Source organism: Pseudomonas sp. FP597, from assembly GCF_030687435.1.
Taxonomy (GTDB): Bacteria; Pseudomonadota; Gammaproteobacteria; order Pseudomonadales; family Pseudomonadaceae; genus Aquipseudomonas; species Aquipseudomonas lactucae.
The window spans coordinates 6338952-6362517 of record NZ_CP117432.1 but is presented as its reverse complement, the minus strand read 5'-3'; the positions used below and the strand labels follow the sequence as shown (position 1 = coordinate 6362517).

General features: G+C 64.1%; 19 protein-coding genes. 11 read left to right on the top strand and 8 right to left on the bottom strand.

Annotated features, from left to right (window positions below):
• Window positions 1–5: 5 nt before the first annotated feature.
• The 10 genes from PSH66_RS29300 to PSH66_RS29255 all read left to right on the top strand — a co-directional run bounded on the left by PSH66_RS29300 (window position 6) and on the right by PSH66_RS29255 (window position 14277).
• Window positions 6–1295, top strand: coding sequence for a DotU family type VI secretion system protein (locus PSH66_RS29300; RefSeq protein WP_078735233.1), 1290 nt, complete (start codon window positions 6–8; stop codon window positions 1293–1295).
• Window positions 1292–4792, top strand: coding sequence for a type VI secretion system membrane subunit TssM (tssM, locus tag PSH66_RS29295; protein ID WP_003176940.1), 3501 nt, complete (start codon window positions 1292–1294; stop codon window positions 4790–4792). Before PSH66_RS29300 ends, tssM begins: the two co-directional genes overlap by 4 nt.
• Window positions 4789–5442 carry a type VI secretion system-associated protein TagF gene (gene tagF / locus PSH66_RS29290; RefSeq protein WP_141062852.1) on the top strand — a complete coding sequence of 218 codons (654 nt, stop codon included), beginning with the start codon at window positions 4789–4791 and terminating at the stop codon, window positions 5440–5442. The genes tssM and tagF overlap by 4 nt, the downstream gene beginning before the upstream one ends.
• Window positions 5443–6162, top strand: a complete 720-nt coding sequence (locus tag PSH66_RS29285) for a PP2C family serine/threonine-protein phosphatase (protein ID WP_078826590.1) — start codon at window positions 5443–5445, stop codon at window positions 6160–6162.
• Window positions 6159–9167 carry a serine/threonine-protein kinase gene (locus PSH66_RS29280; protein ID WP_305428098.1) on the top strand — a complete coding sequence of 1003 codons (3009 nt, stop codon included), beginning with the start codon at window positions 6159–6161 and terminating at the stop codon, window positions 9165–9167. The genes PSH66_RS29285 and PSH66_RS29280 overlap by 4 nt, the downstream gene beginning before the upstream one ends.
• Window positions 9167–9871: an ABC transporter ATP-binding protein gene (locus PSH66_RS29275; RefSeq protein WP_078826588.1), complete on the top strand. Its 705-nt coding sequence runs from the start codon at window positions 9167–9169 to the stop codon at window positions 9869–9871. Before PSH66_RS29280 ends, PSH66_RS29275 begins: the two co-directional genes overlap by 1 nt.
• Window positions 9871–11055 carry an FtsX-like permease family protein gene (locus tag PSH66_RS29270; protein WP_141062854.1) on the top strand — a complete coding sequence of 395 codons (1185 nt, stop codon included), beginning with the start codon at window positions 9871–9873 and terminating at the stop codon, window positions 11053–11055. Before PSH66_RS29275 ends, PSH66_RS29270 begins: the two co-directional genes overlap by 1 nt.
• Window positions 11048–12760, top strand: coding sequence for an SUMF1/EgtB/PvdO family nonheme iron enzyme (locus PSH66_RS29265; protein WP_003176934.1), 1713 nt, complete (start codon window positions 11048–11050; stop codon window positions 12758–12760). The genes PSH66_RS29270 and PSH66_RS29265 overlap by 8 nt, the downstream gene beginning before the upstream one ends.
• An 82-nt stretch (window positions 12761–12842) precedes the next feature.
• Window positions 12843–13772 carry a type VI secretion system-associated lipoprotein TagQ gene (gene tagQ, locus PSH66_RS29260; protein WP_003176933.1) on the top strand — a complete coding sequence of 310 codons (930 nt, stop codon included), beginning with the start codon at window positions 12843–12845 and terminating at the stop codon, window positions 13770–13772.
• 124 nt (window positions 13773–13896) lie between these two features.
• Window positions 13897–14277: a hypothetical protein gene (locus PSH66_RS29255; RefSeq protein ID WP_042945972.1), complete on the top strand. Its 381-nt coding sequence runs from the start codon at window positions 13897–13899 to the stop codon at window positions 14275–14277.
• 176 nt (window positions 14278–14453) lie between these two features.
• Here PSH66_RS29255 and PSH66_RS29250 read toward each other — a convergent pair whose 3' ends face one another.
• The 6 genes from PSH66_RS29250 to exbB all read right to left on the bottom strand — a co-directional run bounded on the left by PSH66_RS29250 (window position 14454) and on the right by exbB (window position 21236).
• A complete protein-coding gene (locus PSH66_RS29250) occupies window positions 14454–15854 on the bottom strand; it encodes an aminoacyl-tRNA deacylase and HDOD domain-containing protein (protein ID WP_003176931.1) in 1401 nt (466 codons plus the stop codon).
• 77 nt (window positions 15855–15931) lie between these two features.
• Window positions 15932–18007 carry an ATP-dependent DNA helicase RecG gene (recG, locus tag PSH66_RS29245; RefSeq protein ID WP_003176930.1) on the bottom strand — a complete coding sequence of 692 codons (2076 nt, stop codon included), beginning with the start codon at window positions 18005–18007 and terminating at the stop codon, window positions 15932–15934.
• Window positions 18008–18015: 8 nt separating this feature from the next.
• Entirely contained in the window at window positions 18016–18939 is a 924-nt protein-coding gene (locus tag PSH66_RS29240) for a hydrogen peroxide-inducible genes activator (protein WP_003176928.1), read from the bottom strand.
• Window positions 18940–19086: 147 nt separating this feature from the next.
• On the bottom strand, window positions 19087–19836 hold the full coding sequence (locus PSH66_RS29235) for an energy transducer TonB (protein WP_078826583.1): 750 nt from the start codon (window positions 19834–19836) through the stop codon (window positions 19087–19089).
• On the bottom strand, window positions 19833–20258 hold the full coding sequence (gene exbD, locus PSH66_RS29230; RefSeq protein ID WP_003176926.1) for a TonB system transport protein ExbD: 426 nt from the start codon (window positions 20256–20258) through the stop codon (window positions 19833–19835). The genes PSH66_RS29235 and exbD overlap by 4 nt, the downstream gene beginning before the upstream one ends.
• Before the next feature lie 6 nt (window positions 20259–20264).
• Complete coding sequence (gene exbB / locus PSH66_RS29225; protein WP_305428097.1) at window positions 20265–21236, bottom strand: tonB-system energizer ExbB; 972 nt, start codon at window positions 21234–21236, stop codon at window positions 20265–20267.
• Window positions 21237–21425: 189 nt separating this feature from the next.
• Here exbB and PSH66_RS29220 point away from each other — a divergent pair, with 189 nt between their 5' ends.
• Window positions 21426–22277 carry an SDR family oxidoreductase gene (locus PSH66_RS29220; RefSeq protein WP_003176924.1) on the top strand — a complete coding sequence of 284 codons (852 nt, stop codon included), beginning with the start codon at window positions 21426–21428 and terminating at the stop codon, window positions 22275–22277.
• Between the two features lie 78 nt (window positions 22278–22355).
• On the opposite strand, the gene PSH66_RS29215 is transcribed toward PSH66_RS29220, so the two are convergent.
• Window positions 22356–23099 carry a hypothetical protein gene (locus PSH66_RS29215; RefSeq protein WP_003176923.1) on the bottom strand — a complete coding sequence of 248 codons (744 nt, stop codon included), beginning with the start codon at window positions 23097–23099 and terminating at the stop codon, window positions 22356–22358.
• Window positions 23100–23155: 56 nt separating this feature from the next.
• On the bottom strand, window positions 23156–23536 hold the full coding sequence (locus tag PSH66_RS29210; protein WP_003176922.1) for a RidA family protein: 381 nt from the start codon (window positions 23534–23536) through the stop codon (window positions 23156–23158).
• Between the last annotated feature and the right edge of the window lie 30 nt (window positions 23537–23566).

Sequence of the window (23566 nt, the reverse complement as noted above, 5' to 3'; positions counted from 1 at the left end):
CCGCGATGCATCCCAATGATGACGACCGCACCCAGTTCATGCCGCGCCCGGGGGGCCGTGCGCCGGAGCCTGCGCGCGCCGAACCCGCGCCCTTGTCGATGCCGGCCGCGCCGATGCTCACCGGCAAGAGCCAGGGCCTCAACCCGCTGGAAAGCGCCGCCGGCCCGCTGTTGGCCTTGCTGACGCGCCTGCGCAACACCATTGCCCACCCGGCGCCGGCGAGCCTGCGCGCGCAATTGCTGGCGTACCTGCGCCAGTTCGAAGAGCGTGCCGAGGCCGCCGGCGTGGCGCGCAACGAAGTGCTGCTGGCGCGTTACGCGCTGTGCACCGCCCTCGATGAAGCGGTGTTGAGCACGCCATGGGGCAGCACCAGCGAGTGGGGCAAGCAGAGCCTGCTGATCACCGTGCACAACGAAGCCTGGGGCGGCGAGAAAGTCTTCCAGCTGCTCGATCACTGCCTGCAAAGCCCACGGGAACGCCTGTACCTGCTGGAGTTGTTGTACCTGTGCATGTGCCTGGGTTTCGAAGGCCGCTACCGCGTAATGAACGACGGTCGCAGCCAGCTGGAGGCCCTGCGCGAGCGCACGGCCGCTGCAATTCGCAGTGCCCGTGGCGATCACGAGCGCGAGCTGTCGCCGCACTGGCGCGGCGTGACCGTGGCGCGCGACCGCCTGGCGCAATTCATGCCGCCGTGGATCGCCGTGGCCATCGGCCTGGCGTTGCTGCTGGCGTTGCTGTTCGCCTTGCGCATGCTGCTGGCGGCGCAGGCGGAACCGGTGTTCAAGAATATCCATGCCCTGGGCGAGATCCCGGTGCAGGCCATCGACCGTCCGGTGGCGCAGCCCAAAGTCATCGAGCGGCCGCGTCTGGCGGGCTTCCTGGCCGAAGAGATCAAGGCCGGGCGCGTCGCGGTGGAAGACAAGGTCGACCGCTCCGTGGTGACCATTCGTGGCGATGAGCTGTTCGCGTCCGCCAGCGCCAGCATTGTCGATGACTACCAGCCGCTGATGCTGCGCATCGCCGACGCCATCCGCAAGGTCAAGGGCCAGGTGCGCGTCACCGGCCACAGCGATAACCGCCCGATTGCCACGTTGCGCTTCCCGTCCAACTGGGCGTTGTCCGAGGCGCGGGCCAAGTCGGTGCTGGAAATCCTTGCGGCCAAGACCGGCCAAGCCGACCGTTTCAGTGCCGAGGGCCGCAGCGACACCGAGCCGCTGGCCACCAACAGCACAGCCGAAGGCCGCGCCCGCAATCGTCGGGTTGAAATCACCGTATTGGCGGAGGGCGTCGAGTGAAGGCGTTTTTCAGTTTCATGATTCGCTGGGTGATCCCGGTGCTGGGCCTGATCGCCCTGAGCCTGATCATCTGGTTTGTCGGGCCGCTGCTCGACGTGCTGGTGCCACAAGGGCGCCGTTGGGCGCTGATCATCCTGATGTTCGGGGTGTGGATCGCTTACCGCGTGTTCCGCATCATCCAGGCGCGCCGCCAGGCCGCCGAAGTGATGCGCAGCCTTGCCGCTGAAACCCCGGCCGACCCCAACAGCGTGGCCACCGCCGAAGAGTTGTCGACCCTGCGCCAGCGCATGGACGAAGCCCTCGCGCTGTTGAAAAAAGCCAAGCTCGGTGGCGATGAGCGGCGCAACCTCTACGAGCTGCCGTGGTACGTGATCATCGGCCCGCCGGGTTCGGGCAAGACCACCGCGCTGGTCAATTCCGGCCTGCACTTCCCGCTGGCCGCGCAGTTGGGGGCCGGTGCGGTGCGCGGCGTCGGCGGTACGCGCAACTGCGATTGGTGGTTTACCGATCAGGCCGTCTTGCTCGACACCGCTGGCCGCTATACCACCCAAGACAGCAACTCCACGGTGGATAAAGCCGCGTGGCTGGGCTTCCTCGACCTGCTGAAAAAGCAGCGCTCGCGCCGCCCGATCGACGGGGCATTCATTGCGATCAGCCTGTCGGACCTGCTGCTCGGCACCGACGCCGAGCGCGCCGCCCACGCCGCTGCGATTCGCCTGCGTATCCAGGAGCTGTACACCCAACTGGGCGTGCGTTTCCCGATCTACCTGATGCTGACCAAGCTCGACCTGGTGCCGGGCTTCATGGAGTTCTTCGACAACCTGAGCAAGGAAGACCGTGCCCAGGTGTGGGGCATGACCTTTGCCCTGGACGACGGTAAAAACAGCGACAGCCCGCTGGCCCATCTGCAAAGCGAGTTCGCCGGCCTCGAACAGCGCCTCAACGAACGCCTGGTGGAGCGCCTGCAACAGGAACGCGATCCGGCGCGACGCGACCTGATCTACGGCTTCCCACAGCAGTTCGGCGCATTGAAGGACTGTCTGCAAAGCTTCCTCGAAGGCGTGTTCAAACCCAACGCCTTTGAAGAGCGTGTGTTGCTGCGCGGTGTGTATTTCACCAGCGGCACTCAGGAAGGCAGCCCGATCGATCGCCTGATCGGCGCCATGGCCCAGAGCATGAACCTGGACCGCCAGCACCTGGCGCGCCAGAGCGGCACCGGACGCAGTTATTTCATCGAAAAACTCTTTACCGCCGTGGCATTTGCCGAGCGCGGGCTGGTGGGCGTCAACCCGAAGGTCGAGCGGCGGCGCAAATGGATTGCACGCGGTGTCCTTGCGGCTACCGTCGCCCTGGTGGTCGTGGTCAGCGGCCTGTGGTGGGTGAGTTATCGCGCCAACCAGGCGTATATCGCCCAGGTCGACCAAAAGGTCGCGCCGCTGGGCCAGACCGTGCAGAACCTGAGCCCGGCACAGCGCGAAGTCCTCGCGGTGCTGCCGTTGCTCAACGCGGTGAAGAACCTGGCGGGCGATTCGCCGAGCTGGTCCGAAGGCCTGGGCCTGTATCAGGGCGACATGCTCGAAGCCGAGTCCGCCAGCGTCTACCGCAAGCTGCTGATCGCTGTGTTTGCGCCACGCCTGGTGACGCGCATCGAAGAACAATTGCATGGCGGCGGCAACTCGGACTTCCTCTACGAAGGTCTCAAGGCCTACCTGATGCTGGCCGACAGCGAGCATTACGACCCGGACTTCATCAAAGCCTGGATCGCCCTCGACTGGGACCGCAACCTGCCGCGCGACTTGCCGGCCGATCAGCGCCAGGCATTGACCGGGCACTTGCAGGCGTTGTTCGAGCGCCACCCACCGAGTGCGCGCCTTGACCCGCGCCTGATCGACGACCTGCGCCGCCAACTGCAACAACTGCCGGTGGCCCAGCGTGTCTACGACCGGGTCAAACGCCAGAAACTGCCGGAAGGCATTCCGGACTTTCGTATCAACGAAGCCGCGGGTCGCGACGCCGCGTTGGTGTTCAGCCGCAAGAGCGGCAAGCCGTTGGGCGAGCCATTGAGCGGGTTTTTTACCGCCAAGGGTTATCGCCAGGCGTTCCTGCTGAGCAGCCTGAACCAGACCGGCACCCTCGCCGAAGAGCAATGGGTGCTTGGCCATGAACAGGCCGACCAACAGAACGTGGTGAGCCTGGCCGCCGATGTGCGTCGCCTGTACTTCCAGGACTACCAGCGCCAGTGGGATGCGTTGCTCGCCGACATCGACTTTGTGCCGATCACCAGCGTGGCCCAGGCGGCCGATGTGCTGCGGGTGATTTCCGGGCCGACCTCGCCGCTGAAAAAGCTGCTGGTGGCGGTGGCCAAGGAAACCGACCTGCAAGCCGAAGAGCGCCAACTGGCGGCCAAAGGCGTCCCGGTGGAAGGCGGCGTCGACAAGCTCAAGGAGCGCCTCGGTAGCCTGCTCGGCCAGGAACAACCGAACACCAATGCGCCGCAGGCGGCGGATGATCCGGTGACCGCGCACTTCGCCGAACTCAACGGCATCGTCAGCAAAAACGAAGGCGAGCCGGCGGCCATCGACGGTCTGCTCTCGGACATGAATGCCCTGTATGTGCAGGTCAGCGCCATGGTCGGCGCCAGCGGCGACGCCTTGCTCGGCGAAGCCAAGAACCAGGCGGCGGCCGCTGCGACGCGGGTCAGCCTGAATGCCGAGCGCCAGCCGCCGCTGGTGCAGGGCATGGTCAAGTCGGTAGTCAACTCCACCACCAACAGCATGATGGGCGGGGTGCGTAACCAACTGAACGCGGCATGGGTCAGCGAAGTGGTCAACGTGTACCGCCAGTCCCTGGCCGGGCGTTACCCGATGTCGCCGGGCAGCGCCCGCGATGCCACCCTGGATGACTTCGGTCAGTTCTTCGGCGTGGGCGGGGTGATGGACAACTACTTCCGCAAATACCTGCAACCCTATGTGGACACCTCCGCGCCGACCTGGCGCTGGCAGCCGGGCGCGGCGCAGAAATTGGGAATTGCACCGGGTGTGCTGCAAACCTTCCAGCGTGCCGCGACCATTCGTGACGCGTTCTTCAGATCGGGTGGCACCCAGCCTATCGTGCGTTTCGAGCTCAAGCCGGTGTCGATGGACCCGACCATCACTCAGTTCCTGCTCGACCTCGACGGCCAGCAATTGAGCTACGACCACGGCCCGAGCCGTCCGGTAGCCATGCAATGGCCGAACCCCGGCAGCATTGGCGTGGTGCGTATCTCCATCATGCCGCCGTCGGCCAGTGGCCGTTCCGGCGTGACCCTCGATGGCCCGTGGGCGTGGTTCCGTCTGTTGGAGCAATCGGACCTTACCGCCGGCAACTCACCGGACCGTTTCAACCTGCGTCTGCGGGTCGATGGCGCGAGCATCGCCTACGAGTTGCGCGCCAACAGCGCCTTCAACCCGTTCAAGAGCCGCGTGCTCAGTGGCTTCAGCCTGCCGGAGCGGCTATGACGAGCCTGGGTTTCTACGGCAAATTGGCCAGCCGCGGGGATTTTGTCAGCCGCGCCTTGCCGCAGAGTTTTATCGGCCCGTGGGACAGTTGGCTGGCTGCGGGGTTGCTCGCCAGCCAGAACCGCCTGGGCGGTGATTGGCTCAATGTGTACCTGGTCAGCCCGTTGTGGCGCTTTGTCCTGGCGCCGGGCGTGTGCGGGCCGGATGCGGCGACGGGCGTGGTGATGCCGAGCATCGACCGGGTGGGGCGCTACTTTCCGCTGGCGGTGGTGGCCCTGCTCGATCACGACACCAACCCTGCTTCGCTGGTGGGCGGGTCGGACGCCTGGTTCGAGCAGGCTGAAGAGTTGCTGCTCAGCACCTTGGACGCCGGCGCGACGTTTGAAGGTTTCAACGACGGCCTCGATAGCCTCGGCCCGCCGGCGACTGAACGGCGTGCGGTCGACAGTCGTTTCGCCGGCCTGCAACGCGTGGCCGCCACCGAGCCCCACGGGCGCCTGGCCGCGCTCGCCGAACAGGCTTGCGCAGGCGCCAGCCTCTGGTGGGGACGTGGCTCGCAACGGATTTCCCCTGGTTTATTGCGGTGTCAGGGCTTGCCTGCCGCCGACGATTTTGCGCAGTTTTTGCTCGGACAAGAAGGTGTGGTGTAGATGGGGGCGACGTACAAATCCGCAAGCAAAAGCCATGTTGGCATGGTGCGCCAGGTTAACGAAGACGCCTGTCTGGACTTGCCGGAGAACCGCCTGTGGGTGGTGGCCGACGGCATGGGCGGGCACGCGGCGGGGGATTATGTCAGCAGCCTGATCGTTGACAGCCTGCGTAATGTGCCGACAGGCCGCTCCCTCGACGAATACTCGGCGGCCTTGCGCAACGACCTGATCCGCATCAACGCCGCCGTGCGCGAAGAAACCGCCAACCGTGGCGTGACCATGATGGGCAGCACCGTGGTGGCGCTGGCCGCCCGTGGCTTGCGCGGCGTGTGTTTGTGGGCCGGTGACAGTCGCCTGTATCGCCTGCGCGACGGCGTGCTGGACGGCATCTCCCGCGACCACAGCTACGTGCAGGACCTGCAAGACAGCGGTCTGCTCAGCGAGGCCGACGCCCGCACACATCCGCGCGCCAATATCGTCACCCGCGCCGTGGGTGTGGAAGCGCAGCTGGAGGTGGCGGTGCTCGACCTGTTGATCGCCCCCGGCGACAGCTACCTGTTGTGCAGCGATGGCCTGAACAAGACCGTTGAAGACCACGAAATCCGCGAAGTGCTCAGCCACGATGCGCCGGATGAAATTGTGCGCAGCCTGGTGCACCTGGGGCTCAATCGCGGCGCACCGGACAACATCACCGCCATCGTTGTGAAGGTATCGGCATGAACATTGTGATTCCGGGCTACGACATCGAAGGCGAGATCGGCGAAGGCGCGATGGCCAGCGTGTACCTGGCGACCCAGCGCTCGCTGGAACGCAAGGTGGCGTTGAAGGTGATGGCGGCGGCACTGGCGGCCGACCCGACGTTCTGCGAGCGCTTTTTGCGCGAGGGCAAGACCCTGGCGCGCCTGTCGCACCCGCACACGGTGACCATCCATGACATCGGCAATGTCGGTGAGCTGTATTACATGGCCATGGAATACCTGCCCAACGGCACGCTCAAGGAGCGTATCGCCGCCGGCATGACGCCGGAGCAGGGCGTGACCTTGATTCGCCAGATTGCCTCGGCGCTGGGGTACGCCCATGCCCAGGGCCTGGTGCACCGCGACGTCAAGCCGGCGAACATTCTGTTTCGCGCCGACGGCACGGCGGTGTTGTCCGACTTCGGCATCGCCAAGTCGCTGGATGACCGCACCCAGTTCACCCAGGCCGGTTTCGCCGTGGGCACGCCGAGCTACATGAGCCCGGAACAGGCGCGGGGCCAGGAGATCGATGGTCGCGCCGACCTGTATGCGCTGGGCGTGGTGCTGTATGAAATCCTCGTCGGCAAGCTGCCGTACAGCGGCACCGATGCGCTGTCCACCGCACTGGCGCACCTGACCGAGCCGTTGCCGGAATTGCCGGTGCACCACGGCCGTTATCAGGGCGTGTTGCGCAAGCTGCTGGCCAAGGACCCGGCCGAACGGTTCCCGGATGCGGCGGCGTTGCTGCTGGCGCTGGAGCAACTGCCGGCAGAATCGCCGGAAGCCACGTTGGTGCGGCCGCTGCCTATTCCGATGAATTTTGATTTGGCGGGGATCACGCCGGAGTCCATCGAGATCCCCACCGCGAAACCCCAGCCGCAGCCTGTGCGCCAACCGGTGGTGACCCCGACGCAGCACAAGCCTGTGTCCGAACAGCGGCGTGGGCCGGTGTTGGCGCTGGCGGCGGTGGCCGTGGCGGTGGCCCTGGCGATTGGCGGCGCGAGTTACTGGTGGATGAGCGGCAGCGACGAACCGGCGAAACCGCCTGCGGCCGCTGTTCCGGCAGCCACACCTGCGGCCACGCCGCCAGCCACTTCAGCCGTGCTCCCTGCGGCGGTGGTTGAAGTGGATGACGGCCAGCGCCCGCTGTTGATGGCCGGTAAAAAGACCTTGTTCCAGCGGGTGCTGAGCAAGCCCGGCGCCAAGCTTTCCACTGATGCAGGCAGCGCACCCGGCAAAGCCCTGCCGGCGTTCTCCGTGCTCTACGTGTACCAGCGCAAAGACGCCAACGGCCAGCCTTGGGTGCGCGTCGGCGCCGCCACCGATGGGCGCAGCGACGGTTGGTTGCCGGCCGCTCAGGTCAGCGATTGGAAGCAGAGCCTGGTGCTCAAGTTCACCGAGCGCTCGGGGCGTGCGCCGGTGATGTTCCTGCGCCAACCGGGGGAAGTGGAAAAGCTGCTGGCCGACCCCGCCGCCGCCAAAGGTGTGCTGGCCAAGGCGCAGAAGAACAGCGACGACAACGGCCAGGTCCTGGCCCTGGAACCGGCTGCCAGCGCGGTGCCGCAGAACCAGTTCTACCTGTTGCCGATCTTCGATTCCAAAGAGAGCTTCGACGAGAACGGCCAGCCGGTGCAGTTGCTCAATGTCGCCTCCATCGACCCCGGCAGCAACGCGGTGGCCAAGCCGGCCACGCCAGTGATCAATGCGAACGCCGACGCCTTCCGCACCGCCGTGGTGCTGGTGGTGGACACCACGGTGTCGATGCAGCCCTACATCGATCAGATTCGCGACGTGGTGCACGAACTGCAAACCCGCATCGCCGAGCGCGGCGAGTTGGACAGCGTCAGCTTCGGCATGGTCGGCTTTCGCAACAGCATCAAGAAAACCCCCGGCCTGGAATACGTGGCCAAGACCCTGATCACCCTGGATCAAGGCCGCGACCCGCAACGCTTCCTCGACATGGCGCGGCAGGTCAAAGCTTCCAGCGTGTCCAGCCATTCGTTCAACGAAGACGCGTTTGCCGGGGTGATGCAGGCAGTGAACGGCATGGACTGGTCCGGCTATGGCGGACGCATCATCCTGCTGGTCACCGACGCCGGTGCGCTGCGCAAGAACGACCCGTTTGCCACCACCCAGATGAACGAGGCCGAAGTGCGCCAGGCCGCGCTGGGCAAGCAGATCAAGATCTACGCCCTGCACCTGCGCACCGACGCCGGCAAGAAAACCCACGCCGGCGCCGAGACCCAGTACCGCGTGCTCACCGCCGACGCCAACCCGCGGATCGGCGACCTGTACACACCGGTGCCCGGTGGCGATGTGCGCAAGTTGGGCGAGCGTGTCGACGAGATCGGCACGGTCTTCGCCAACCTGGTGCATCAGGTGCGCAGCGATACGCCGCAACCGGTGCCGTTGCTGAGCGCCGCGCCAAGCCTGGCGGACAAGTCCGCGGCAGTCGGTTATGCGATGCACATGGATTTCCTCGGCCGCAAGAGCGCGAGCCAGGCGCCGCAATTGGTCAGCGCCTGGACCGCCGACCGCGACCTGACCAACCCGGCACTGCCGGCGTTCCAGGTGTGCGTGATGCTGACCAAGTTGCAGCTCAACGATTTGCAGCAGTCGCTGAAGCTGATCGTCGACGCGGCGCGCAAGACCCAGACCTCACCCAAGGATTTCTTCCAGGAAATTGCCAGCGCCTCGGCCTACATGAGCCGCGACCCGCAAGCCTTGCGCAAGGGCGGCAATCTGGCCGACGGCGGCATCCTTGGTGAATACCTGGAAGGCCTGCCGTACCGCAGCAAGTCGCTGAACATGACCCAGGATTTGTGGTTGTCGTTGAGCGTGGCCGAGCAGGAAGACTTTATCGACGAGCTGGATTCGAAAATCCGCCTCTACGAAACCTTCCACAATGACTTGGCCAATTGGGTCCGTTTCGGCGATGCCGAGCCGGGCGATGCGTTGTACCGCGTGCCGTTGTCGACGCTGCCGTAATGCTGAACCTGAGCGCGGTGCACAAGAGCCGGGGCGTCGGTAGCCAGCGTTATAGCCTGGTGATCCCGGCGCTGACGCTGCGCGCGGGCGAGCAAGTAGCGATTGTCGGGCCCAGCGGTTGCGGCAAAAGCACCTTGCTGGATTTGCTCGCGCTGGTGCTGGCGCCGGATCAGGTGGGCGGCTTTGAATTCAATCGGCAGGACATCGCTGGCTTGTGGCGCGCCGATCAGCAGTCCGTACTCGCCGCATTGCGCCGCCAACACCTGGGCTATGTCCTGCAAACCGGCGGGCTGCTGGGGTTTCTCGATGTGCGCGGCAATATCGCTTTGTCCCGCCAACTGCTGGGCTTGAAGGACGATGGCAGCGTGACGCGTCTGGCCGAACAGCTGGAAATCAGCGACCAGTTGGCCAAGAAACCCTCGGCACTGTCGGTGGGGCAACGCCAGCGCGTGAGCTGCGCGCGTGCCCTGGCCCACGCACCGCAACTGGTGCTGGCGGATGAGCCCACCGCGTCCCTCGACCCGCTGAATGCCGAACGTGTGATGCATGCACTGTTGGCCCAGGCCCGCGAATACCGCGCCGCCTGCGTGATCGCCACCCATGACGAACCCCTGGCCCGCGCCAGTGGCTTGCAGGTGCGGCGCATCAGTTGTCGCCGCGATGCCGACGGCGGCGTTACCGCAACCCTTGGGGAGGCGTGCTGATGCGTATCCCCTTGGTGGCGTCGTTGGCCTGGCAGGATTACCGCAACGATGCGTGGCTGTCGGCCTGTTCGGTGCTGGCGCTGGTGGCGGTGATCGCGCCGTTGCTGGTGTTATTCGGCCTGAAATTTGGACTGGTTAGCAGTTTGACCGAACGTTTGGAGACCGATCCGGCCACCCGTGAAATTATTCCGTTGGGCGGTGGTCGATTCAGCAGCGCATTGATCGAGCAACTGGGCCGGCGCCCTGATGTCGCGTTCGCCATACCGCGTACGCGGCAGATCGCGGCGACGGCGCAGGTCGGTACATTGGCCCTGGAGATGCTGCCGACGGCGCCGGGCGATCCGTTGTTGAGCGGCCTGCCGATGCCCAAGGGGTTGGATCAGATCGTGCTGAGCCACACCGCGGCCGAGAAGTTGGCGGCGCGGCCTGGGGATGTGTTGGACGCGCGGTTTGCCCGTCAGGTGTCGGGCCGTGTCGAAGAGCAGCGTACGCGAGTACGCGTGGTTGCGATCCTGCCGCTGGAAGCCTTTGCCCGGGACGGTCTGTTCGCAGGCCTCGGCCTGCTGGAGGCGGCGGAAGATTACCGCGATGGTCGCGCCGTACCGGCGCTGGGATGGCTGGGTGATGAGGTGGCGGTAGGCGAGCAGCGGGTGTATCCGGCGTTCCGCCTGTACGCGCGTAACCTTACCGATGTAGAAACGCTGCGTGTGTTTTTTGCCGGGCAAAACCTGTTGGTAGCGACCCAGGCGAACACCATCGCTCAGGTGCAGTCGTTAAGCCGCAACCTGTCGATCGTATTTTGGATCATCGCCGGGTTGGCGTTGGCGGGAGCGTTCGCGGCGATCTTCGCCGGAGCCCTGGCCGCCGTGGCGCGCAAGCGTCGAGAATTATCAGTGCTGCGCCTGTTGGGATTTTCCACCGGCGCGCTATTGTTGTTTGTGGTGCTGCAGGCCCTGTACAGCGCAGGGTTGGCCGCCGTGCTCAGCGGCGGGTTGTATGGCCTGGCCGAAGCAGCTTTGAATAAACTATTTGTGCAGGTGCCCGGCGAGCACGCCAGCCACCTGCTGGCGCATCACTACGGCCTGGCCCTGGTTGCAGTCCTCGGCGTCAGTGCCGTGGCGGCGGCCTGTGGTGGTTGGCGAGTGGCGCGTATCCAGGCTTCTGAAGGAATCAGGGATGTATAAGTTACTGGGCGCCTGTGTGGCGCTGAGCCTGGCCTCGTTGGCCTGGGCCGATGAAGCGAGCGATAAGCTGGACAACCCCAAGCCGTTGCCGGACGACGTCAGCCTGCCGCTGCCGTGCGACGGCAATATGGTGTTCCGCTACGCCTACGTATTGGCCCAGGGCACCCTCGATGACCGTGAGATCAGCCTCGGCTATCCCTTTGCCGAAGGCGAGGCGGGCTACCAGCAGTCGTTTATTTCCGGCTATCGCCGCGACTTCATCAACGGCCAATTCACCCTCAAGGACTTGCCGCAGGACTGGAGCAAGGTCATCGCGCCGCTGATGCCGAAGACCGACGCCAAGACCCCGCTCAAGCCTATGTTGTATTTCATCGGCAAGTACGAAGTGACCGCGCGCCAGTACGCTCAGGTGATGGCCCAGGCGCAGTCGCTGGCCAGCGGCGAACCGGCTCCGGCCTGCGAGGCGCCCACCGGCATGGCCGCGCGTTTGCCCAAGGTGAAGCTGTCGCGCTTTGAGGCCGAGCGCTTCTCGGCGGTGTACAGCGCCTGGCTGATGAAATACCACCGTGAGTTGCTGCCGGTGAGCGGGCGCGGGACGTCGGCCGAAGACGGCGGCCTGGGGTTTGTGCGCCTGCCTACCGAGGTGGAATGGGAGTTCGCCGCGCGCGGTGGCCAGGCGGTGAGCCGTCAGGATCTGGAAGGGCGGCTGTTCCCGCGCCGCGTCGAAGGCAGCGAAAGCGATGGCCCGCTGGGCGATTACGCGGTGTTCAACCAGGTCGCCGGCGGTACCGGCCAAGCGGCGCGCCTGATGCCCATCGGCACCAAATTGCCCAACCCGATCGGTCTGTTCGATGTGATCGGCAACGCGGCGGAAATGGTCCAGGAATCCTTCCAACTGGTACACGCCGGGCGTCGCCAGGGCACCTATGGCGGCTTCGTGGTCAAGGGCGGCAACTACCTGGAAGGCGAGGGCACGCTGTTTACCGGCATGCGCCGCGAATACCCGCTGTTCGCCGCCGACGGCACCGAGCAGAGCAACGAGACCACCGGTTTTCGCGTGGCGATTGGCGCGCTGTCGGCGCCGCGTTCGCGTTACAAGGAGCTGTTCGCGCAGTGGCAAAAGGAAGGGCGCCTGGCGTCGTTGACCGACGCCATCGACGACGCCCAGGACCCCACCAAGCGCCTGGACAGCATCATCGCCGCCAGCGTCGACCCCAAGCTGCAAGCCGAGCTGGGGCTGGTCAACGAAGAGCTCAAGCGCAACGTCTCGCTGATCGCCCAACAACGCGAAGAGGCGGCCGGCAACCTGATTCAGTCGGCCGCATTGGTGGCCGAGACCATTAGCAACTACAACATCCGCCTGACCAACCTGCAAAAGAGTCGTCAGCAGGCGGTGGACAATAAAGACGAGGCCAGTGCGGCGCTGTTTGCCACGGCCATCGACAACGGACGCAGCGCCCTCGACGGCGCGGTGGCGATTTACATCGACAACCTGGCCACCGGCACGCGCTACACCGATGCGGTGATCCAGGCACAGTTACAACGAATCAAGGAAGAGTTGGATCGCAAGCCTGTGCTCGGCAAGAGCCTGGTAACGCGCGCGACACTGTTCGTTCGCCATGTCGGCAGCTACCGCAAGCAACAGCGGGCCGACCCGGCGACGATCTTGAAGGAATTGCTCGCAGCGAGCGGTCAGCGGTCTTGACCGTTGGTTGCAGCGAGCTTGGAAGGGACTCAGGCGGCAGGGGCCGTGCTGGGCAAGTCAAACTTAGAAGAGAACACAACTTATGCTTTTTTCCCGTAAGGCGGTTTCCAAGCGTCACCTGCTGCTGATCGCAGCCGGTTTCAGCACCGTGCTGACCGGTTGCGCCACGTCGCCGGCCTCCAAGGTCGCGTCCAGCACCAAGGTCGAGTACTACCCCAACTGCTACGAGCCGGTGCAGCATCTGCGGGCTACCGATTCGAACATGACCAAGTCGGTTGTGACCGGCGCGGCCATCGGTGCTGCCGGCGGTGCCCTGCTGGGCGCCCTGACCGGCGACAAGGAAAAGCGCGGTCGCAACGCCGCGATCGGCGCAGCGGGCGGCGCCCTGGCCGGCGGCGCGGCGGGTTACTACACCGAGCGTCAGAAGCAGATTGCCGATGATAACCAGCGCATTGCCTCCTATGCCGCCGACGTGAACAAAAGCGTCTCCGACATCGACCGCAGCACCGCGTACGCCAAGGCATCGCAGCAGTGCTACCAGAGCGCGTTCACCAAGCTGGTCTCGGATCGCAAAGCCAAGACGGTCAACGACACCGAGGGCCGCAAGCGCCTGGCGGAAATCGTCGCGGGCCTGAAGGAATCCAACGACCTGATCGTTGCGGTCAACGGCAAAGCCGCCGAAGACCTGAACAACTACACCCAGGCCTACGAAAAAGACCTGCAACAAGTGGGTGTGCAACGTGCCGACGTGGTCACCGTGGCCCAGGCCGATGTAACGCCTGTCGTGCCGCCGGCCAATAAGAAGAAAGGCAACGGTACCAAGCCGCCGAAGAAGCCGCCGCTGCCAGCCGTACCGACCGAAGCGGTGTCCACCGAGAAAACCTTCCAGGCCGCCCAGACCAAGCAAGATGAAAGCAAAAAGGTCGCCAGCGCCGGCAAGGCACAGATCGAAGGCACCTGCCGCGATCCAAACCTGGCCGATTGGGCACCGGTACCTTGCCCTAACGTTTAAGTAACATGTTGCTATAAGCGTTAAACGCCAACCGATCTGCGCCTAAAGCGCGAGATCGGTGGCGTTCTGCCTGCAAATCGTTACACTGCTGCGGCCACTTAATAAATACACCGAGGCCGTGTGCATGAAATTTCGTCTTCTGCTGTGGGTGCTTGGCCTGATGATGGGCAAAGCCAGCCGCACCAATCCCGCCTTCCAGCAACAGTTGGGTGACAAAGACCTGGCGTTCCAGTTGCAGACCCTCGACGGCAAGGTTGCCCGTCACTTCATCGTCAAAGACCAGCGCATCACCAGCCGCTCAGGGGTGCACCCGGCGCCGGCGTTTGCCATTGCCTTTAAAGATGCCGCCTACGGCTTCGCCACCATGCAGGCGAAAAACAAGCAACTGGCGTTCATGACGGGGATTCAGGACAAATCGATCCAGATCAAGGGCAACCCGGCGCTGGTGATCTGGTTCCAGGGGTTGACCAAGTATTTGAAGCCGAAGAAAAAGAAGTCGGCCTGACAGAGCACCTGGCCCTGTAGTGAGCGGGCTTGCCCCGCGCTGGGCTGCGAAGCGGCCCCAAAACCAGGCGCTGCGGTGTGCCTGAAATATCCCGGTGGCTGTATTGGGCTGCTACGCGGCCCAGCGCGGGGCAAGCCCGCTCACCACAACAAGCCCCGTCATCCTTAGAGTGCGCGTCAGCCCTGGCTGAACTGCGACGCCAGCTCACGCAACAGCACCTCGGCATCCAACACCTTGCCGACCACTTCCTCAGCCTTTTCCCGGCTCAAACCCAAGCGCTCAAGCAGCTCGTCCGGAATGGTTTCATCCGGCCCGGAGCCGATCCCACGGCTGCGCAACAGGCGCACGGCCAGGCACACCAGGTTCGGGTATTCGGCGTATTGGCCGTCGTAAGTCGGGTCGTGCTGAAAGCGCAGGGCGGTGGACAGTTCGTCCGGCATGTCCCAGTAGCGCATCAGCCAGGCGCCGATCTGTTCGCGGCTGATGCCAAGCAGGTGTTGCTCGACATAGCTGTGGCACAGGTGCGGGTTGACCTCCAGGTGGCGGCAGATCAGCGAGAAGTGCGGCGGGAACACGTGGGCCAGCAGCAGGTAGCCGAAGTTGTGCAGCAGGCCGGCGAGGTAAGTCAGGCCGGCTTCCGGGCGCTGGGCGCGGGGCATGGCGCGGGTCAGGCCTTCGATCACGGCAGCGGTGTAGATCGACTGGTGCCAGTACGGCGTGGCCTGGTGCGGGTTGTCCTTGGGCAGGCTCAAGGTCTTGCCCAGGGCCAGGCCCAGCGCCAGGTTGATCACCAGGTCAAAGCCCAGTACCCGTACGATGGCGTCTTCCACCGAGCGGATCTTGCCTGGCGACGCGTAATACGGCGACGCCGCCCAGCTCACCACTTGGGCGGCCAGGGCCGGGTCGGTTTCGACCACGCCGGTAATGTCGTCGATGGTTGCATTCGGATCGACGCGCAGCTTGATGATCTTTTGCGCGGTATCGGCCAGCGGCGGAATCTCGATGGTCGCTTCCAGGCGCTGCTGGATACGGCGGGCGGTGAATGCCTGCATCGCCTGGGTGATTTCCTCGCGGTCATCATTGGGGCGGTCGAGGTTGGGGCGAATGTTGCTCACCGGCTCGCCGAATTGCGCGGCGCTGGCCTTGGTGAGCATGGTCTTGAAAGCGTCACTGGCGATTTCCAGCAGCAGGCCGGCTTCGCCCGAGTGCACCAGCAGGCTTGGCTCATTGAGCAGGCTGCCTTCGTACAGGCACGGCGAGCTGGTGAGTGCCGGCAGGCCTGGCAGCAGGTTCAGCTCATGCTTGTCCAGCATGCGCCTGACGCGCTCCGGCGGCACGGCGGTGAGGCGGCGGCCGGTGAGTTCGGTGAGGCGGTTGAGGTCGAGCAACTGGTTTTGCGGGAACAGCACCATCAGTGCGCCCACCGCATCTTCCAGCAGCACAGCCTGGACCTTTCGTGCTGGATTCAGGCCCGGATGTTCGGTGACTTCCGTGTAGGGGATGGCGAGTTTTGCGAGCAGAGCCCGAATGACCGGCGGGGCGGTCACTGTGGCTGTGACGAGGGCAACTTCTGACATGGCCTGATCCAAATTCGTACAGTCACCGAAGTATAACCAGCTTGATACACCTGTAGGTCGCTTAAGTGATTCAGTCGTCACACTTGGCCGTATTGCTGCCCGTGGCGCAGCCAGCGATCCAGCAGCGGGCTGACGTGATCCGGCCAGCGCTCCAGCAGGGCCTGCGCCGCATCGCGCACGGCAGGCAACAGGTCGGCGTCGCGCATCAGGTCGGCGACCTTGAATTGCAGCAGGCCGGTCTGGCGGGTGCCGAGCATTTCGCCGGGTCCGCGCAGTTCGAGGTCTTTTTCGGCGATGACAAAACCGTCGTTGGTCTCGCGCATGATGCCCAGGCGCTGGCGGCCGATCTGCGACAGCGGTGGGTGATACAGCAATACGCAGTGGCTGGCGGCGCTGCCCCGGCCTACGCGGCCGCGCAGTTGGTGCAATTGCGCCAGGCCCAGGCGCTCGGGGTTCTCGATGATCATCAGGCTGGCGTTGGGCACGTCCACGCCCACTTCGATGACCGTGGTGGCCACCAGCAGTTGCAGGTTGCCAGCCTTGAATTCAGCCATCACGGCGGCTTTTTCCGCAGGTTTCATGCGGCCGTGAATCAGCCCGACCTTGAGTTCGCCGAGGGCGCTGGTGAGGTCCTCGAAGGTGGTCTCGGCGGCCTGGCAGGTCAGCTCTTCGGACTCTTCGATCAGCGTACACACCCAATAGGCCTGGCGCCCTTCGGCACAGGCACCGCGCACGCGTTCGATCACTTCCACACGCCGAGTATCGGTGACCAGCACGGTGTTGACCGGGGTACGGCCGGGCGGCAGTTCGTCAAGGATCGAGGTGTCGAGGTCAGCGTAGGCGCTCATGGCCAGGGTGCGCGGGATCGGTGTGGCGGTCATGATCAACTGGTGCGGGTTCATGCGCCCGCCCACGCCTTTTTGGCGCAGGGCCAGGCGCTGTTGCACGCCGAAGCGGTGTTGTTCGTCGATGATCACCAGGGCCAGGTTCTTGAACTGCACTTCGTCCTGGAACAATGCGTGAGTGCCCACCACCATGGGCGCGCCGCCGGCGATCTGCTCCAGTGCGGCTGCGCGGGTCTTGCCCTTGAGCTTGCCGGCCAGCCATGCCACTTCCAGGCCCAATGGCTCGAGCCAGCGCTTGAAGGTGATGAAGTGCTGTTCGGCGAGGATTTCGGTAGGTGCCATCAACGCCACCTGGTAACCGGCTTCCAATGCCTGCAAGGCGGCAAGGGCGGCGACCACGGTCTTGCCCGCGCCCACGTCGCCCTGGATCAGCCGCAGCATGGGCTCTTGCTGGCTGAGGTCATAGGCGATTTCGTTGCCTACACGCTGTTGGGCACCGGTGGGCGCAAAGCCGAGGTTGGCCAGGTACTGCGCGGGCAGGCGCGTGGCCTTGGGCATCGCTGGGGCGCGCAGGGAACGCATGCTTTCACGCAGGCGTTGTTGCGACAGTTGATGGGTCAGCAGTTCTTCGAAGGCCAGGCGGTGCTGGGCCCAGTGATGACCCAGGGCCAGTTCGTCGACATCGGCGTCGGCCGGTGGGTTATGCAGGTAGCGAATCGCATCGTCCAGCGGCGCCAGTTGGTAGTCGCGGGCCAGTTCCAGCGGTAGCCAGTCGGGCAGGCTTTGCGGGCCGAGCATCGTCAGGGTCTGCAGGCACAACTGGCGCAGGCGTTGCTGAGTCAGGCCTTCGGTGAGCGGGTAGATCGGCGTGAGGGTGGTGTCTACCGGCGGTGGTTCGTCGCCGGTGATCGCGCGGTATTCGGGGTGGTAGATTTCCAGGCCGGACGCGCCGGGCCGCGCTTCGCCGTAACAACGCACGCGGGTGCCGCGCTTGAGGCTTTCCTTTTGTGCGTTGCTGAAATGGTAGAAGCGCAGGCTCAGGCCGCCGGTGCCGTCCTGCAGGCGCACCACTAGGCTGCGGCGCCTGCCCATTACCACATCGGCGCCGCTGACGGTGCCTTCGACCACCGCATCCTGCCCAGGGCGCAACTGGCCGATAGGCACCACGCGGGTGCGGTCCTGATAACGCAGGGGCAGGTGGAACAGCACGTCCTGTAGGTTTTCCAGGCCGACCTTGGCCAACTTCTCGGCCATGGCTTCACCGACACCCTTGAGTGCCGTCACCGGCACCTTCGACAGCTCAGTCATACGGCGGATCAGCTCGCGGCGGCGGGCGGCTTGGCCACCGAGCACAGGCGGATCGAGTCGGCGAGGATCTCAATGGCTTTTGGCCGCGGGAAGCTGGCACGCCAGGCAATCGCCACAGTGCGGAACGGCACCGGCGGCGTGAGTGGGCGAACTTCGATCACGCCGGGCGCGTAGTGATGGCTGTCCACCGCCGACAACGGCAGGATCGAGATGCCCAGGCCGGAGGCGACCATGTGACGGATGGTTTCCAGGGAGCTGGATTCCACGGTGGTGTGCTTGGCGCCGTCGTTGCCCTTGGTGAGGGTCGGGCAGGCTTCGAGCACCTGGTCGCGGAAGCAGTGGCCTTCGCCGAGCAGCAGCAGGCTCTTGTCGTTGAGCAGGCCGGCGTCGATGGTGGTTTTTTGCGTCCACGGGTGAGAGGCCGGCATCAGCACCTGGAAGGGCTCGTCGTAGAGCTGCAGGGTGAGTACGTCCGCCTCGTTGAACGGCAGGGCGATGATGATCGCGTCCAGCTCGCCGTTGCGCAGTTTGTCGCGCAATACGTGGGTGAAGTTTTCTTCGATATACAGCGGCATCTGCGGCGCGACGCGATGCAGTTGCGGGATCAGGTGCGGGAACAGGTACGGGCCGACGGTGTAGATCGCGCCGACTTTGAGCGGGGCGGTCAGCTGGTTCTTGCCGGCCTGGGCCAACTCGCGAATGCTTTGCGCTTGCTCCAGCACTTTTTGCGCCTGGGCCACAATGCCTTCGCCCACCGGGGTGAGGCGCACGGCGCTTTTGCTGCGCTCGAAAATCAGCACACCGAGTTCGTCTTCAAGCTTTTTCACGCCCACCGACAGTGTCGGCTGACTGACGTGGCAACGCTCCGCCGCGTGGCCGAAGTGTTGTTCTTGGGCGAGGGTCACGATGTAGCGTAATTCTGTAAGAGTCATAGCGAGCGTCCATGAGGTTGCGGGCCAAGCATACCGGCTGCAATCGATAGACGCACGTTATCAGAACTTTGCTGGGGATTGAGCGGGAAATAACTGAGATTTTAGCCGCGCGCAATCAGCGGTGGGAGGGGCAAGCCCCTCCCACACTCAGCGGCGACGCTTCTCGATGTTGTACACGAACGGTGCAACGATCTCGATACTGCCGCCTTTCAACATGTGCGCCGGTGGCTTGGGCAGCGGCTGGGCACGACGGATCATGTCCAGGGTTGCACGGTCCAGGTCGGCGTTGCCGGAACGGCCCACCAGTTCGTAGGACAGCACGTTGCCGTCGGCATCGACTATGAACTTCAGGCGGTTCAAGCCTTCCTTGCCACTCGCCTGAGCGCCTGGCGGGTACTTCTTGTATTTCTGCAAGTGCGCCAGCAGGGCGCCTTCCCAGGACGCTTTGGCCGCGATTTGCTGAGGCGACGGACCGGGAACCGGCTGCGCCGATTTTTCCGCGGGTGCCGGGGTGGGCGGAGCATCGCTCGGCGGCTCCTCGGAGGGTTTCTCCTTGGGCGGCTCGATCTTTTTCTCCACCGGCTTGGGCGGCTGAGGTTTGGGCTTGGGCTTGACCGGCTTGGGCACCTGGATTGTCGGCTTGGGCGCCTCGGCCAGTTTCGGCAAAGGCAACTCTTCTACCGGAGCAGGCGGTTGCGGCGGCGTGACCACTTTCGGCGGAGCCGGTGGCGGTGGTGCAGGCATCGGCGCCAGGTCAATGACCATGGCGGCCGGTGGCAACTGCACCGTGCGCGGCGCCGACCAGTGGAGCGCGATGGCGATCGCGACGGCATGCACGCCCAGCACGACGGCGAGGCTGGTGCCATAACGCGTCAGTTTGTGGCGCGTCGTGATCATTTCTTGGCTGCCGTCTCAAGTCCGACCAGGCCTACCTTGAGGTAGCCGGCTGCCCGCAGGGCATCCATCACGCTCATCAGGTCGCCGTAGTCCACGCCCTTGTCGGCCTGGAAGAAGATCGTCGTGTCTTTCTTGCCCTGGGTCTTGGCGTCGAGCACCGGGCCCAGGCTTTCGGTTTTGACTTCTTCTTCACCCAGGAACAGGCGTTGGTCCGCCTTGACGCTGAGGAAGATCGGCTTCTCCGGGCGCGGCGCAGGCTTGGCGCTGGACGCTGGCAGGTCGACCTTGATGTCCACGGTGGCCAGCGGTGCGGCAACCATGAAGATGATCAGCAGCACCAGCATCACGTCGATAAACGGCGTGACGTTGATTTCGTGGTTCTCGACGAGCTCGTCGTCGCCTTGATTCAAATGCAGGCCCATGGCCGATTACCCCACTTTCACCATGTGCGGTTGCGAGCTGCGCTCGGAAGGCTGGTGATCGAGGTCGCGGCTGACCAGCAGCAGGACTTCTGCCGACGCGTCGGATACCTGGGCCTTGTAGCCGGCAATCGAACGGGCGAAGACGTTGTAGATCACCACCGCAGGAATCGCGGCAACCAGGCCCAGGGCCGTGGCAAGCAGGGCTTCGGCGATGCCTGGGGCAACGACGGCGAGGTTGGTGGTCTGGGTTTTGGCGATGCCGATGAAGCTGTTCATGATGCCCCATACGGTACCGAACAGCCCGACGAACGGCGCGGTGGAACCGATGGTTGCCAGCACGCCGGTGCCGCTGCTCATGTTACGACCGCAGGCCGCAACCAGGCGCTCCAGGCGGAAGCTGACACGTTCCTTGATGCCTTCTTTTTCGCGGGTGTTGGCTGACAGGCGCATTTCTTCAAGTGCGTCGTGCACCAGCAGGTTGGCCAGGGTGCCCTTCTTGGTCGCGGTCTCGCTCGCTTCCTTGAGGGTGGTGGCCTTTTTCAGATGGACGATTTCAGTACGCAGACGACGCTTGGCGCCCAGCAGCTCGAAGCCCTTGGCGATCCAGATGGTCCAAGTGATGATCGAGGCGATGGCCAGGCCGATCATCACGGCTTTCACCACCACGTCAGCGTTCTGGTACATGCCCCATGGCGACAGGTCGTGAGCCATGCCCAGGGTGTTGTCTTCTTCCAGCACTACGCCGGTGTCGTCAGCGACGGCGGGCGCAGCAGGGGTGGCAGCGGCTGGCGCTGCGACGGGGGCGGCGGGCGTTGCGGCATTGTGCTCGGCGGCTGCCGGAGCGGCGGGTGCGGTGGCGTCGGCGAATGCGGCGGTCGGCGCCAGCAGTACGCTGAACAGCAGCGCAGCAATCGCGCGCCAGGCGCGGGACGGGCTGTGAAGCTTGGTTGGCGAAGCGGGGGTTGTATGACGTGTCATGCTGGCCGGACCTGAGAAGAAAAAATGAGTGATCGTCCTACCAGACCCTGAACGGCCGAGGACAAATGGGAGGTCATTATTGCAAGTAATTCTTGTTAACAGAAGTAATACAGTAACTTTATTTGTGCTTTTTCTGGCCGCCAGTCGGCTGTGAGGGCTAATCTAGACCTTTGAAAACGGAGTTTTGTGATGTCTGCGCCTTCTGTTGTGATTGCCGGATGCGGCGATGTGGGTAGTCGGCTGGCTAGCCAATTGCTAGCCTCGGAATGGGAGGTTCATGGCCTGCGCCGCGATATTTCGCGACTGCCCGAGGGCGTCATCGGTATCGCCGGCGACCTGTTCAACAAGGACTGTCCCGACACCTGGCCCATCGGCGGGGTGGATTACCTGGTGTATTGCGCCGCTGCGACGGACCACGATGAAGCCGGTTATCGCGCCGCTTACGTTCAAGGTTTGCAGCATGTGCTGGAGTGGCTGAAGGATTACGGCCAGGAGCCTAAACACCTGCTGTTTGTCTCCAGCAGCAGCGTCTACGGGCAGCAGAATGGGGAGTGGGTCGATGAAACCTCGCAAACCCAGGCCAAGGGCTATTCCGGACAAGTCATGCTCGAAGCCGAACAGGTGGCGCTCAACAGCGGCATACCTGCCAGTATCGTGCGCTTGACCGGCATCTACGGTCCGGGCCGCGAATGGCTGCTGACCCAGGTGCGCCAAGGTTATCGTGTGGCGGTGGACCCACCTTTGTATGGCAACCGCATACACGCCGATGACGCCGCGGGATTGCTGGCGTTTTTGTTGCGTCATGTGGAGCAGGGCGGTTCGCTGGACAAGGTCTATATCGGCGTCGATGACGCGCCAGCGCCGTTGGCTGAGGTGGTGGCGTGGTTGCGTGAGTATCTGGGGGTAACGGAGTGGTCCGAGGACGCCAGTGTGCGGCGTGCGGGCAGCAAGCAGTGCAGTAATGCGCGGAGCAAGGCATTGGGGTGGAAGCCGACCTATCCGACTTACCGGGAAGGCTATGCCGCGATTCTCAAAGGCTGAAACGCGGTCAAAAATGTGGGAAGGAGCAAGTCGAACCGTCGCACCGCCCCTCCCACATTGGGATTTGTGCAGGGCTGGTTATTGCTTTTCAAGCAGCCACTGGCGCGGGCCGGGAGTGAACTGAGGCACTTCATCCGTCTGCGCGGTATTGATCCCCTGGAATATCTCCAGTTGCTTGCCTTTACGCGCAAAGATCCACGGGTTGCCTACGCCGTTGAGCTGCAGCCAGATGCTGTCGTAGCCGCCGCTCATTGAGGCGCAGTCGCCGGCAAGGCATAACGAGTAGCGATCGACGCCCGGCAAGCCTGCGACTTTGCCGTCAGCCTGGAACTGCACGATGGCGCCGTTACCGAAACCGTCAGTGATCTTCCAGTCGCCACCCATGTAGGCGGCATACAAGGCGCGCTCGAAATTGGCGCCCAGTGGCGCGCCTTCCGGTGCCGGGTCCTTGGCGCGGGCAAACAGCTGTTCGGGCTCGTTATCGTTGGCAACCTGCAGCAGTTGTTTGCCTTTACGCTTGAGTTCGGTGGCGGAGCTGCCATAGAAATCCACGCTCCAGGCGCCGGATTTTTCACCGAGCAGCTTGCCTTCCGCGACTTCAAAACCGTTGTAGTAGCGTGCCTGGGAAGCCTTGGTATTCACCTCCCATTCGAGGTTCGGTCCGAAGCTTTGCAGCGCTTCACGCAAAGGGCCGCCCTTGGCTGCCGCATCGATGGCGACCTGGTTGATCCAGGTGCCGCTCACATCCAGGTCGGCAGGGTTGCTGGCGCAGCCGCCGAGCAGCAGGGCGAGCAACGAAGTGGCTACAAGCGCTTTGCGCATCATGAAATCCTTTTAAAACGAAGTCGGCGCAGCCTGTTTGGGCTGCGCCGGGTGTTTTACTCGATGACCAGAATTGCGTCCATCTCAACCTGTGCGCCCTTTGGCAGAGCGGCAACGCCGATGGCGGCGCGGGCTGGGTAAGGTTGTTCGAAGTACTTGCCCATGATCTCGTTGACCTTGGCGAAGTGGCTCAGGTCGGTAAGGAAGATGTTCAGCTTGACGATGTCCTTGAACGAACCGCCGGCGGCTTCGGCCACGGACTTGAGGTTCTCGAAGACCTGCACGGTCTGTGCTTCGAAGCCTTCCACCAGTTCCATGGTCTTCGGGTCCAGCGGGATCTGGCCGGACATGTAGACGGTGTTGCCCGCCTTGATCGCCTGGGAGTAGGTGCCGATGGCGGCCGGGGCCTTGTCGCTGGTGATTACTGTCTTGGTCATGAATGACTCCTTGTAATAAGCGATGACTTA

What these genes read in the sequence shown, in the direction of transcription:
- PSH66_RS29300 (WP_078735233.1), top strand. Translation starts at nt 6, where the DNA reads ATGCATCCCAATGATGACGACCGCACCCAGTTCATGCCGCGCCCGGGG.
- tagF (WP_141062852.1), top strand. Translation starts at nt 4,789, where the DNA reads ATGACGAGCCTGGGTTTCTACGGCAAATTGGCCAGCCGCGGGGATTTT.
- PSH66_RS29285 (WP_078826590.1), top strand. Translation starts at nt 5,443, where the DNA reads ATGGGGGCGACGTACAAATCCGCAAGCAAAAGCCATGTTGGCATGGTG.
- PSH66_RS29280 (WP_305428098.1), top strand. Translation starts at nt 6,159, where the DNA reads ATGAACATTGTGATTCCGGGCTACGACATCGAAGGCGAGATCGGCGAA.
- PSH66_RS29275 (WP_078826588.1), top strand. Translation starts at nt 9,167, where the DNA reads ATGCTGAACCTGAGCGCGGTGCACAAGAGCCGGGGCGTCGGTAGCCAG.
- PSH66_RS29270 (WP_141062854.1), top strand. Translation starts at nt 9,871, where the DNA reads ATGCGTATCCCCTTGGTGGCGTCGTTGGCCTGGCAGGATTACCGCAAC.
- PSH66_RS29265 (WP_003176934.1), top strand. Translation starts at nt 11,048, where the DNA reads ATGTATAAGTTACTGGGCGCCTGTGTGGCGCTGAGCCTGGCCTCGTTG.
- tagQ (WP_003176933.1), top strand. Translation starts at nt 12,843, where the DNA reads ATGCTTTTTTCCCGTAAGGCGGTTTCCAAGCGTCACCTGCTGCTGATC.
- PSH66_RS29255 (WP_042945972.1), top strand. Translation starts at nt 13,897, where the DNA reads ATGAAATTTCGTCTTCTGCTGTGGGTGCTTGGCCTGATGATGGGCAAA.
- PSH66_RS29250 (WP_003176931.1), bottom strand. Translation starts at nt 15,854, where the DNA reads ATGTCAGAAGTTGCCCTCGTCACAGCCACAGTGACCGCCCCGCCGGTC.
- recG (WP_003176930.1), bottom strand. Translation starts at nt 18,007, where the DNA reads ATGACTGAGCTGTCGAAGGTGCCGGTGACGGCACTCAAGGGTGTCGGT.
- PSH66_RS29240 (WP_003176928.1), bottom strand. Translation starts at nt 18,939, where the DNA reads ATGACTCTTACAGAATTACGCTACATCGTGACCCTCGCCCAAGAACAA.
- PSH66_RS29235 (WP_078826583.1), bottom strand. Translation starts at nt 19,836, where the DNA reads ATGATCACGACGCGCCACAAACTGACGCGTTATGGCACCAGCCTCGCC.
- exbD (WP_003176926.1), bottom strand. Translation starts at nt 20,258, where the DNA reads ATGGGCCTGCATTTGAATCAAGGCGACGACGAGCTCGTCGAGAACCAC.
- exbB (WP_305428097.1), bottom strand. Translation starts at nt 21,236, where the DNA reads ATGACACGTCATACAACCCCCGCTTCGCCAACCAAGCTTCACAGCCCG.
- PSH66_RS29220 (WP_003176924.1), top strand. Translation starts at nt 21,426, where the DNA reads ATGTCTGCGCCTTCTGTTGTGATTGCCGGATGCGGCGATGTGGGTAGT.
- PSH66_RS29215 (WP_003176923.1), bottom strand. Translation starts at nt 23,099, where the DNA reads ATGCGCAAAGCGCTTGTAGCCACTTCGTTGCTCGCCCTGCTGCTCGGC.
- PSH66_RS29210 (WP_003176922.1), bottom strand. Translation starts at nt 23,536, where the DNA reads ATGACCAAGACAGTAATCACCAGCGACAAGGCCCCGGCCGCCATCGGC.